This is a genomic window from Franconibacter pulveris (assembly GCF_056780215.1).
Genome location: NZ_CM165555.1, coordinates 845,569 through 857,345 on the forward strand (window position 1 = coordinate 845,569; position 11,777 = coordinate 857,345).

The 11,777-nt window shown below is 54.8% G+C and carries 10 protein-coding genes; 8 read left to right on the forward strand and 2 right to left on the reverse strand.

Features of this window, described 5'->3' with window-relative positions:
* Window positions 1–32 precede the first annotated feature (32 nt).
* Complete coding sequence (gene glnD / locus ACU4F7_RS04025; RefSeq protein ID WP_481638691.1) at window positions 33–2,708, reverse strand: bifunctional uridylyltransferase/uridylyl-removing protein GlnD; 2,676 nt, start codon at window positions 2,706–2,708, stop codon at window positions 33–35.
* 42 nt (window positions 2,709–2,750) lie between these two features.
* On the reverse strand, window positions 2,751–3,545 hold the full coding sequence (gene map / locus ACU4F7_RS04030; RefSeq protein WP_481638080.1) for a type I methionyl aminopeptidase: 795 nt from the start codon (window positions 3,543–3,545) through the stop codon (window positions 2,751–2,753).
* A gap of 309 nt (window positions 3,546–3,854) precedes the next feature.
* Here map and rpsB point away from each other — a divergent pair, with 309 nt between their 5' ends.
* The 8 genes from rpsB (at window position 3,855) to rseP (ending at window position 11,746) form a co-directional block, all read left to right on the forward strand.
* Window positions 3,855–4,580 (forward strand): 30S ribosomal protein S2, encoded by a 726-nt coding sequence (gene rpsB / locus ACU4F7_RS04035; protein ID WP_024559241.1) that lies wholly within the window; start codon window positions 3,855–3,857, stop codon window positions 4,578–4,580.
* Between the two features lie 213 nt (window positions 4,581–4,793).
* Window positions 4,794–5,645: a translation elongation factor Ts gene (tsf, locus tag ACU4F7_RS04040; RefSeq protein WP_024552946.1), complete on the forward strand. Its 852-nt coding sequence runs from the start codon at window positions 4,794–4,796 to the stop codon at window positions 5,643–5,645.
* A gap of 140 nt (window positions 5,646–5,785) precedes the next feature.
* On the forward strand, window positions 5,786–6,511 hold the full coding sequence (pyrH, locus tag ACU4F7_RS04045; RefSeq protein ID WP_029591158.1) for a UMP kinase: 726 nt from the start codon (window positions 5,786–5,788) through the stop codon (window positions 6,509–6,511).
* 170 nt (window positions 6,512–6,681) lie between these two features.
* Window positions 6,682–7,239 carry a ribosome recycling factor gene (frr, locus tag ACU4F7_RS04050; protein ID WP_029591157.1) on the forward strand — a complete coding sequence of 186 codons (558 nt, stop codon included), beginning with the start codon at window positions 6,682–6,684 and terminating at the stop codon, window positions 7,237–7,239.
* A 126-nt stretch (window positions 7,240–7,365) separates the two neighbouring features.
* Window positions 7,366–8,562 carry a 1-deoxy-D-xylulose-5-phosphate reductoisomerase gene (ispC, locus tag ACU4F7_RS04055; RefSeq protein ID WP_481638081.1) on the forward strand — a complete coding sequence of 399 codons (1,197 nt, stop codon included), beginning with the start codon at window positions 7,366–7,368 and terminating at the stop codon, window positions 8,560–8,562.
* A 191-nt stretch (window positions 8,563–8,753) separates the two neighbouring features.
* Complete coding sequence (gene ispU / locus ACU4F7_RS04060) at window positions 8,754–9,512, forward strand: (2E,6E)-farnesyl-diphosphate-specific ditrans,polycis-undecaprenyl-diphosphate synthase (protein ID WP_029591155.1); 759 nt, start codon at window positions 8,754–8,756, stop codon at window positions 9,510–9,512.
* 12 nt (window positions 9,513–9,524) lie between these two features.
* Window positions 9,525–10,382: a phosphatidate cytidylyltransferase gene (gene cdsA / locus ACU4F7_RS04065; protein ID WP_029591154.1), complete on the forward strand. Its 858-nt coding sequence runs from the start codon at window positions 9,525–9,527 to the stop codon at window positions 10,380–10,382.
* 11 nt (window positions 10,383–10,393) lie between these two features.
* Window positions 10,394–11,746 (forward strand): sigma E protease regulator RseP, encoded by a 1,353-nt coding sequence (gene rseP, locus ACU4F7_RS04070; RefSeq protein WP_029591153.1) that lies wholly within the window; start codon window positions 10,394–10,396, stop codon window positions 11,744–11,746.
* The last annotated feature ends 31 nt before the right edge of the window (window positions 11,747–11,777 follow it).

Genomic DNA, 11,777 nt, shown 5'->3' on the forward strand with positions numbered 1-11,777 from the left:
CTGATGGTTCACTTAACGATGTAAAAAAGGGTTTACCCTTTATCGTTTGGATTGAGGGCTGCTGTCAACCGTTGTTGCACCTCTTGTTGCAGCACATTATTAAGGGCGCGCCGGTCAGCTGTCGCGATTATAAATAAATCTTCTACTCGCTCCCCAATGGTGGTGATTCTTGCGCCATGCAGCGAAATGCTGAGGTCGGCGAACACCTGGCCGACACGCGCCAGAAGCCCTGGCTGGTCGAGTGCGATAAGCTCAAGGAATGAGCGTCGCTCCGTGTGCGTCGGCAGGAAATTCACTTCGGTTTCCACCGTAAAGTGGCGCAATTTGGCTGGCTGGCGACGCGGTTGCGGCGGTTGCCAGGTTCGCTGGGTAATGGCCTGCTCAAGCCCATGACGGATAGCTTCATGGCGGTCGGCGGAAAGCGGGCTGCCGTCGGGCTCCAGCACGATAAAGGTATCCATCGCCATGCCGTCGCGGGTGGTGAAGATTTGCGCGTCATGAACGCTTAAGTTGCGGCGATCCAGTTCGGCGCACACGGCGGCGAAAAGATAAGGACGGTCCGGACTCCAGATAAAAATCTCCGTGCCGCCGCGCGTCGCCTGGGGGCTTAATAAAATCAGCGGCTGGTTGAGGTCGTGCTTCAGCAAATGACGCGCGTGCCAGGCGAGCTGGTTTGGGCTGTGGCGTACAAAATAATTCGCCCGGCAGCGCGCCCAGATATGGTGCAGCGCCTCTTCGTTGATATTTTCCATACGCAGCAGCGCCAGCGCCTGCACCTGATGGTGGCGCACCCGCTCACGCATATCCGGCGTATTCTGCATGCCCCGGCGCAGCTGTTTCTCGGTGGCGAAGTAAAGCTCGCGCAACAGGCTCTGTTTCCAGCTGTTCCACAGCGTTTCGTTGGTGGCGCAGATATCAGCGACTGTCAGGCACACCAGGAAACGCAGGCGATTTTCCGTCTGCACCTCTTCGGCGAACTGCTTGATCACTTCCGGATCCTGAATATCGCGCCGCTGGGCGGTAACTGACATTAATAAATGCTGGCGCACAAGCCAGGCTACCAGCTGCGTTTCACGGGAGTTGAGGCCATGCAGCTCGGCGAATTTTAAGACATCCTGCGCGCCGAGAACGGAGTGGTCGCCGCCGCGCCCTTTGGCGATGTCGTGGAACAGCGCGGCGATCAGAATAAGTTCCGGATGCGAGAGGCGCGGCCATAAATCAACGCACAGCGGATGCTTCGACCGCGTCTCTTCAAGAGAAAAGCTCTCAAGCTTTTGCAGCACCCGGATAGTGTGCTCATCGACGGTGTAAGCGTGAAAGAGGTCGAACTGCATCTGGCCGACAATGTGCGACCACTGCGGCATATAAGCCCACAGCACGCTGTGGCGGTGCATAGGCACCAGCCCGCGGCTGACCGCGCCCGGATGGCGCAGCATGGTCAAGAACAGCGAACGCGCTTCGGGGATATAGCACAGCGGCTGTTTAAGATGGCGGCGGGCGTGGCGCAGATGACGCAACGTGGTGGAGTAAATGCCGGTGATGTCCCGGTTGCGCACCATGGCGTAAAACATCCGCAGTATCGCCTGCGGCTCGCGGATAAAAAGCGTTTCGTCGCGCAGGTCGATAAGCGTGCCGCGAAGCTGGAAATCATCATCCAGCGGGCGGGGTTTTTCATCGGTGGAGAGCGCAAGTATCGCTTCATCGAAGAGCTGCAACAGCATCTGATTAAGTTCGCCCACCCGGCGAGTGACGCGATAGAAATCTTTCATCATCTGCTCGACCGGCTCGTTGCCTTCGCCCTGGTAGTTCAGGCGCTGGGCGACGCTCAGTTGGCGATCGAACAGCAGACGGTTGTCGTAGCGGTTCAGCTCCAGGTGCAGGGCGAAGCGGATGCGCCAGAGCAGATGCTGACATTCGTCGAGCTCATTGCGCTCCGCTTCCGTCAGAAAACCGAACCCTACCATTTCACGCAGTGACGTGGCGCCGAAGTGGCGACGCGCGACCCACTGGAGAGTATGGATATCGCGCAGGCCGCCGGGGCTGCTTTTGATATCGGGCTCAAGGTTATAGCTGGTGCCGTGATAGCGCTGGTGGCGTTCATTCTGCTCTTCCACTTTCGCCGGGAAAAACTTTTCAGAAGGCCAGAAGCCGTCGCTAAAAATGTGTTTTTGCAGTTCAAGAAACAGCGCGACGTCGCCAATCAGCAGGCGGGACTCAATCAGGTTGGTGGCGACGGTTAAATCGGACAGCCCTTCAAGCAGACACTCTTCAAGCGTGCGCACGCTGTGGCCCACTTCAAGCTTCACGTCCCAGAGCAGGGTTAACAGCTCGCCGACTTTGTGCGCCTGCGCATCGGGCAGGCGTTTGCGGCTTAAAATCAGCAGGTCGATGTCTGAAAGCGGGTGCAGTTCGCCGCGCCCATAACCGCCGACCGCCACCAGCGCCGTTTCCTCTGTATCGCCAAAACCGTAATGCAGCCAGAGGCGCTGCAGAAGCTGGTCGATAAATTCCGTACGCGCTTCGACAAGATCTTCGGCGCTGACGCCGCTGTCGAAGGCGACGCCGAGCCAGCGTTGAAAATCATCCAGATGCTGTTTTATCGCCGCGCAGTGTAACGCTTCTTGCGGCCAGGTGGCGGGTTGGGCTGGCAGGCCCGGTAAAGAAGCGAGAGCCGTGTTCGCATACTGCTCAGGTAAACTATTACTCATCATGCGCCGCCCATAAAAAAGCCGGCTTGAGCCGGCTTCTTATTAATCGTTATGCGAAATGATGTTGGGGATCGTGTCGTCCTTACGCAACGTCAGAATTTCGCAGCCGTTTTCCGTCACCACAATAGTATGCTCGTACTGAGCAGACAAGCTGCGGTCTTTAGTTTTAACCGTCCAGCCGTCTTTCATGGTGCGGATGCGGTAGTCGCCCGCGTTCACCATCGGCTCTACGGTGAAGGTCATGCCCGGCTGCAGGATAACGCCGCCGTCATCCGCGTCATAGTGCAGCACCTGCGGCTCTTCATGGAAGCCGCGGCCAATGCCGTGACCGCAATATTCACGCACGACCGAGAACCCTTCCGCTTCGACAAACTTCTGAATAGCGGCGCCGAGGCTGCGCAGACGAATGCCCGGTTTTACCATGCGCAGCGCAGCATAGAGACTTTCCTGCGTGATGCGGCACAGACGCTCGCCAAGAATGGTCGGTTTGCCGACGATAAACATTTTTGAGGTGTCGCCATGATATTCATCTTTAATCACGGTCACGTCGATGTTTACGATGTCGCCATCTTTTAACAGCTTTTCGTCATCCGGGATGCCGTGGCAAACCACTTCGTTGACAGAAATACAGACCGATTTCGGAAAACCGTGGTAGTTCAGGCTTGCGGAGATCGCGTGCTGATGATTTGTGATGTAGTCGTGGCAGATGCGATCCAGCTCGCCGGTGCTGACGCCGGGTTTGACGTGCGCTTCGATCATCTCCAGCACTTCGGCGGCAAGCCTGCCGGCGACGCGCATTTTTTCGATTTCTTCTGGGGTTTTAATTGAGATAGCCATATTCAGGTCCGCTGTTGCCGGATTCCCGACAAATAAGAGTGAAAGTGAAATCAATGTTATCAGGGCATGCATAGGGTGCCAAATTGAGATTCACTCAGCGGGAAGGGCGTGAACAACTATTGGAGTCTGGGCCGATTTTGTGATATAAAGCGCGCCGGACTTCTGTACCAAAAACGGGTGCAGAGGCGATTACTCTCACATTGTGTAATAACACACACGTATCGGCACATATTCCGGGGTGCCCTTCGGGGTCGGCAATATGGGATACGTGGAGGCATAACCCCATACTTTTATATAGAGGTTTTAAACATGGCAACTGTTTCCATGCGCGATATGCTCAAGGCTGGTGTTCACTTCGGTCACCAGACCCGTTACTGGAACCCGAAAATGAAGCCGTTCATCTTCGGTGCGCGTAACAAAGTTCACATCATCAACCTTGAGAAAACCGTACCGATGTTCAACGAAGCCCTGGCTGAGCTGAGCAAAATTTCTTCCCGTAAAGGTAAGATCCTGTTCGTCGGTACCAAACGCGCTGCTAGCGAAGCGGTAAAAGAAGCGGCTCAGAGCTGCGATCAGTTCTTCGTGAACCATCGCTGGCTGGGCGGCATGCTGACCAACTGGAAAACCGTTCGTCAGTCCATCAAGCGTCTGAAAGACCTGGAAACTCAGTCTCAGGACGGCACCTTCGACAAGCTGACCAAGAAAGAAGCGCTGATGCGTACTCGTGAGCTGGACAAGCTGGAAAACAGCCTCGGCGGTATCAAAGACATGGGCGGCCTGCCGGACGCACTGTTTGTTATCGACGCCGATCACGAACACATCGCTATCAAAGAAGCGAACAACCTGGGCATCCCGGTATTTGCTATCGTTGATACCAACTCCGATCCGGACGGCGTTGACTTCGTTATCCCGGGTAACGACGACGCAATCCGTGCTGTTAGCCTGTACCTGAACGCTGTTGCTGCAACCGTACGCGAAGGCCGTTCTCAGGACCTGGCTTCTCAGGCGGAAGAAAGCTTCGTAGAAGCTGAATAATAAGGTTCGCTCGTATTGAGCCCTTATTAACCAGGTAGTAACAAGTTTGGTTAGGGGGCCTGTCTTCAGGCCCCTTTTTTGTTTGAGTCTGGCTTGTCAGACACCTTTCGGGCACGCCAGGCCTATACCCACCCGCTTTTATGGTACGTCGCAGACTGTAACCTGAGGCCGGTAGGGTATATCTCCCCAAATGAGATAACCGAGGAATATAGAATGGCTGAAATTACCGCTTCCCTGGTAAAAGAGCTGCGCGAACGTACTGGCGCTGGCATGATGGATTGCAAAAAAGCGCTGACTGAAGCCAACGGCGACATCGAGCTGGCAATCGAGAACATGCGTAAGTCCGGTGCTATCAAAGCAGCGAAAAAAGCAGGCAACGTGGCTGCTGACGGCGTGATCAAAACCAAAATCGAAGGCGACTACGGTGTGATTCTGGAAGTTAACTGCCAGACTGACTTCGTTGCTAAAGATGGCGGTTTCCAGGCGTTTGCTGACAAAGTGCTGAATGCCGCAGTTGCTGGCAAAATCACTGACGTTGAAGTGCTGAAAGCACAGTTTGAAGAAGAGCGCGTAGCGCTGGTAGCGAAAATTGGTGAGAACATCAACATTCGCCGCGTTGCCGCCCTCGAAGGCGCTGAGCTTGGCAGCTACCTGCACGGCGCGCGCATCGGCGTTCTGATCTCCGCTAAAGGCGCTGACGAAGAGCTTATCAAACAGCTGGCTATGCACGTTGCGGCGAGCAAGCCGGAATTCGTTAAGCCGGAAGACGTGTCTGCTGAAGTGGTTGAGAAAGAGTACCAGGTACAGCTGGACATCGCCATGCAGTCTGGCAAGCCGAAAGAAATCGCAGAGAAAATGGTTGAAGGCCGCATGAAGAAATTCACCGGCGAAGTTTCTCTGACCGGTCAGCCTTTCGTTGTTGATCCGAGCAAGACCGTTGGCCAGCTGCTGAAAGAGCACAACGCTGACGTTATCAACTTCATCCGCTTCGAAGTGGGTGAAGGCATCGAGAAAGTTGAGACTGACTTCGCAGCAGAAGTTGCTGCTATGTCCAAGCAGTCTTAATGCTGTAAGCGAGCCGCCTCAGGGCGGCTCCTTTTTATCTGCCTTACAAATTCAGCCTGCTCTTATACAGCAAAGGCGCTAATGCGACGCAAGATGTCGCCAGTAATCATCCCATTCGTTGACAGTTCCAGGAAAGAAACATGGCTACCAATGCAAAACCCGTTTACAAACGCATTCTGCTCAAGCTGAGTGGCGAAGCGCTGCAAGGTGCAGAAGGCTTCGGTATTGATGCGAGCATACTGGATCGCATGGCGCAGGAAATTAAAGAACTGGTTGAGCTGGGTATCCAGGTCGGGGTGGTCATCGGCGGCGGCAACTTGTTCCGCGGCGCAGGCCTTGCTAAAGCGGGCATGAATCGCGTTGTGGGCGACCACATGGGCATGCTTGCCACCGTGATGAACGGCCTGGCGATGCGCGATGCGCTTCACCGCGCCTATGTGAACGCCCGACTGATGTCCGCCATTCCGCTCAACGGCGTGTGCGACAACTACAGCTGGGCTGAGGCGATTAGCCTGCTGCGCAACAACCGCGTAGTGATCCTCTCTGCCGGTACCGGCAACCCGTTCTTCACCACCGACTCCGCAGCCTGCCTGCGCGGCATTGAAATTGAAGCTGACGTGGTGCTGAAGGCGACCAAAGTTGACGGCGTTTACTCCGCTGACCCGATGAAAGATCCTACCGCTACGCTTTATGAGCAGCTGACTTACCAGGAAGTGCTGGAAAGAGAGCTGAAAGTGATGGATCTTGCGGCCTTTACCCTGGCGCGTGACCACAGCCTGCCGATTCGCGTGTTCAACATGAATAAGCCAGGCGCGCTGCGCCGCGTCGTCATGGGCGAAAAAGAAGGCACTCTCATCACAGATTAATTTCCGTGAGCCCGAAATACGGGTAAGATTCCGCTTCAAAAGTCGGTTTCGATGATAGGTAACGCCAGGTTGCCATGAATTAAACGGGTCTATACTTATCTTCACCGCGTATTACGCCGTGACGCGAACGTAGATGGCCTGCCTAAAACCAGTTTTCAAGGATTCGTAACGTGATTAGCGATATCAGAAAAGATGCCGAAGTGCGTATGGAAAAATGCGTTGAGGCCTTCAAAAACCAAATCAGCAAAATTCGTACCGGCCGCGCTTCTCCGAGCCTGCTGGATGGCATCGTCGTAGAGTACTACGGTACGCCGACTCCGCTGCGCCAGCTGGCTAACGTAACGGTAGAAGATACCCGTACGCTGAAAATCAACGTTTTCGATCGCTCCATGGGGCCTGCCGTTGAGAAAGCTATCATGGCTTCCGATCTGGGTCTGAACCCGAGCTCTGCGGGCAGCGATATTCGCGTTCCGCTGCCCCCGCTGACTGAAGAGCGTCGTAAAGACCTCATCAAAGTCGTGCGCGGCGAAGCTGAGCAGGCCCGTGTTGCCGTGCGCAACGTGCGTCGCGACGCTAACGATAAAGTGAAGGCGCTGCTGAAAGACAAAGAAATCAGTGAAGATGACGATCGTCGTTCGCAGGACGATGTTCAGAAACTGACTGACGCTGCTATCAAAAAAGTGGACGCGGCTCTGGCCGACAAAGAAACTGAACTGATGCAGTTCTGATTTCTCGCTGATGGTAAACAACGCCGTACAGCCAGGCCGCATGTTGTGGTTTTGGCTGACGGCGTTTTGCATTGGGCCGCGCGTCCGGCGACGCGGATCTTTCTCTTTCCCTCTGTTGAGCGTCTCATGAAGCATTTGACCATTCTCGGCTCCACCGGATCGATTGGTGGCAGCACTCTTGACGTTGTTCGTCATAATCCAGACCGCTTTGCCGTAACCGCCCTGGTAGCCGGTAAAAACGTAGCCCGCATGGTTGAGGATTGTCTGGAATTTCATCCTCGCTACGCCGTAATGGATGATGAGGCTAGCGCCAGTGCGGTACGTGTTGCGCTTCGCGAGCAGGGGAGTCGTACCGAGGTGTTGGCAGGGCGTCAGGCAGCCTGCGAAATGGCGGCGCTGGATGAGGTGGATCAAGTCATGGCGGCCATTGTAGGCGCGGCGGGGCTGTTGCCGACGCTTGCGGCTATCGGTTCAGGTAAGGCCGTTTTACTGGCGAATAAAGAGTCGCTGGTAACCTGCGGCCGCCTGTTTATGGACGCCGTGAAGCAAAACGGCGCGCAACTGTTGCCGGTCGACAGCGAACATAACGCGATTTTTCAGAGTTTACCGGGAACAATTCAACATAACCTGGGGTACGCTAAGTTAGAAGATAATGGCGTTTCGTCAATTATCCTCACAGGGTCTGGTGGTCCGTTTCGGGAAACGGCATTGAATGCGCTGGCGGGTATGACGCCCGATCAAGCCTGCCGTCATCCGAACTGGTCAATGGGTCGAAAAATCTCCGTTGATTCCGCCACCATGATGAATAAAGGTCTGGAATATATTGAAGCCCGTTGGCTGTTCAACGCTCGCGCCGATCAGATGGAAGTGCTTATCCATCCGCAGTCGGTGATTCACTCTATGGTGCGTTACACCGATGGCAGCGTGCTGGCGCAGTTAGGCGAACCGGATATGCGCACCCCCATCGCGCATACGATGGCCTGGCCTTCGCGAGCCCGCTCCGGGGTTAATCCGCTCGACTTTTGCACCATCGGAACGTTGAGTTTTTGCGAGCCAGACTATCAGCGTTACCCCTGCCTGAAACTGGCTATTGACGCCTTTGAGCAAGGGCAGGCGGCGACGACGGCGCTGAACGCGGCGAATGAAGTGACGGTAGCGGCTTTTCTGGCGCACGCGATCCGTTTCACCGATATTGCCGCGCTTAATCAGGCCGTGCTTAACGAGATGGATCTCCACGAACCGGAAAGCGTGGAGCAGGTGTTGCAGGTTGATGCAAAGGCGCGTGAAACGGCGAACAAACTCGTGACTCGCTTCGCAAGCTGATGATCATTTACACAGCGGCAGAGACGTTATTTGTTAGCGTTGTGCTTCAGTGATATAGTCTGCGCCACCTGAACGCAGGTGAACGAGCCATTCCGGTCGGGTCAGCCGTGTTTGTCACGGCTTTTTTGTGTATGCGAGGCTTCAAGGTTCCTGAGTACCGCTTAATCCTTATCAGGGAATAAATACGCGTTATGTTGTCTGCTAATCAACCCTTAAGCGAGAGCTTGCCCGCGCATGGTGCGCGCCATGTTGCCATTATTATGGATGGCAATGGTCGCTGGGCGAAAAGACAAGGGAAAATCCGAGCCTTTGGTCACAAAGCGGGGGCTAAATCAGTTCGCCGCGCGGTTTCTTTTGCGGCGAATAATGGTATTGATGCTCTGACGCTCTATGCTTTCAGCAGCGAAAACTGGAATCGGCCCGCGCAGGAAGTCAGCGCGCTGATGGAATTGTTTGTCTGGGCGCTGGATAGCGAAGTGAAAAGCCTGCACCGCCATAACGTACGTCTGCGGGTTATCGGCGATATCAGCCGTTTCAACGCGCGCCTGCAGGACCGCATCCATAAAGCTGAAGCGTTAACCAGCCAGAATACCGGGCTGACGCTGAATATCGCCGCGAACTACGGCGGTCGCTGGGATATTATTCAGGGAGTCAGACGCCTGGCTGAACAGGTTCAGGAAGGGCAGTTACGCCCGGATGAGATTGATGAAGAGTTGCTTAACCAGCAGGTCTGCATGCATGAACTGGCTCCCGTTGATTTAGTAATTAGGACAGGGGGAGAGCATCGAATCAGTAATTTTCTGCTGTGGCAAATCGCTTATGCGGAGCTTTATTTCACCGATGTTCTCTGGCCTGATTTCGATGAACAAGACTTTGAAGGTGCATTAAATGCCTTTGCCAATCGCGAACGTCGTTTTGGCGGTACTGCACCGGGTGGCATTGATGCCTGATGGGGGTAGCTTTTGCTGAAGTATCGCCTGCTTTCTGCTTTTGTATTAATACCTGTTGTTATCGCCGCGCTTTTCTGGCTGCCGCCAATGGGCTTCGCTGTCGTTACCCTGGTGGTTTGCATGCTGGCAGCCTGGGAATGGGGCCAGCTATGCGGTTTATCTTCACGCGCGCAACGGGTTGGTCTGGCGGTGCTTTGCGGCTTGCTGCTCGCTTTAATGCTGTTCATTTTGCCTGATTACCAACGCACCATTGAATTGCCCATGGTGCAGGTGGCGCTTTGGGCCTCCCTTGCCTGGTGGTGCGGGGCATTATTGCTCGTGCTGTTTTATCCGGCCTCGGCGAATTTCTGGCGACATTCACGCGTGCTACGTCTTATCTTTGGCGTCTTGACTATCGTGCCCTTTTTCTGGGGCATGGTGGCGTTGCGCTCATGGCACTATGAATCAAGTCAGTACAGCGGCTCTCTCTGGCTGCTCTATGTGATGTTTCTTGTATGGGGCGCAGATTCCGGCGCTTACATTTTTGGTAAGCTGTTTGGTAAGCATAAGCTGGCGCCGAAAGTCTCCCCGGGGAAAACGTGGCAGGGTTTTATCGGCGGGCTGCTTACCTCGGCGGTTATCGCCTGGCTCTTTGGCATCTGGGCGAATCTGAACGTAACGCCAGGCGTTCTGCTGGCTTGTTCGGTTGTCGCGGCGCTTGCTTCCGTACTGGGAGATTTAACGGAAAGCATGTTTAAGCGCGAAGCGGGAATTAAGGATAGCGGCCATTTGATTCCTGGCCACGGCGGGGTACTGGACCGCATTGACAGCCTGACGGCGGCGGTACCGGTCTTTGCATGCCTGCTGCTGTTGGTCTTCAGGATCCTCTGACGGAAATTTTTATGTTAAGCATACTCTGGAATCTGGCGGCGTTTATCGTTGCACTGGGCGTTCTTATCACCGTGCACGAGTTTGGCCATTTCTGGGTAGCCCGAAAAGCTGGCGTGCGGGTTGAGCGGTTTTCCATCGGCTTTGGCAAAGCGCTCTGGCGACGCACCGACCGTCAGGGCACCGAATATGTGATTGCCCTGATCCCGCTGGGCGGCTATGTCAAAATGCTGGATGAGCGTGTTGAGCCGGTTACGCCGGAGATGCGCCACGAGGCTTTCAACAACAAAACTGTCGCCCAGCGTGCGGCGATAATCGCAGCAGGCCCGATAGCTAATTTCCTCTTCGCTGTTTTTGCCTACTGGCTGGTCTTTCTCATCGGTATTCCCAGCGTTAAGCCCGTCATTGGCGAAATAACGCCCAACTCCATCGCTGCGCAGGCACAAATCGAACCGGGTACGGAACTAAAAGCCATCGACGGTATCGAAACGCCAGATTGGGATGCTGTTCGCCTGGCGTTGGTAGCGAAAATTGGGGACGAGCGAACAACGCTAAGCGTCGCACCTTTTGGCAGCGATGCGCGTACGGAGAAAACGCTCGACCTGCGCAACTGGCAGTTTGAACCGGACAAGGAAGACCCGGTCTCATCGCTTGGCATTCAGCCGCGCGGCCCGAAAATCGAACCTGTGCTTGCAGAGGTACAGCCACAGTCGGCAGCCAGCAAAGCAGGTTTGCAAGCCGGAGACAGGATCGTTAAAGTCGAAGGGCAGCCGCTGACAACGTGGATGACTTTTGTCACCCTGGTGCGGGATAACCCATCGCGGCCGCTCTCAATTGAGATAGAAAGACAGGGGAGCCCCTTGTCTTTAACGCTGATACCGGATACAAAACCCGGTAATGAAAAGGCTGAGGGATTCGCAGGCGTAGTGCCGAAGGTAATCCCGCTGCCTGATGAATATAAAACAGTGCGCCAGTATGGGCCGTTCGCCGCCATCGCTGAAGCTACGGATAAAACGTGGCAACTGATGAAGCTGACAGTAACCATGCTGGGGAAATTGATAACCGGCGACGTTAAACTGAATAACCTCAGTGGGCCTATCTCTATCGCCCAGGGGGCAGGAATGTCGGCGGAGTACGGGTTGGTTTACTATCTGATGTTCCTGGCGCTAATAAGCGTCAATCTGGGCATCATCAACCTGTTTCCGCTGCCCGTGCTTGATGGGGGACACCTGCTTTTTCTGGCGATTGAGAAGCTTAAAGGCGGGCCGGTTTCCGAGCGAGTTCAAGACTTTAGTTATCGCATTGGCTCGATTTTGCTGGTGTTGTTAATGGGGCTTGCACTTTTCAATGATTTCTCTCGGTTATAAAGAGAGCCAGGTTAGGAAGAACGCATAACAA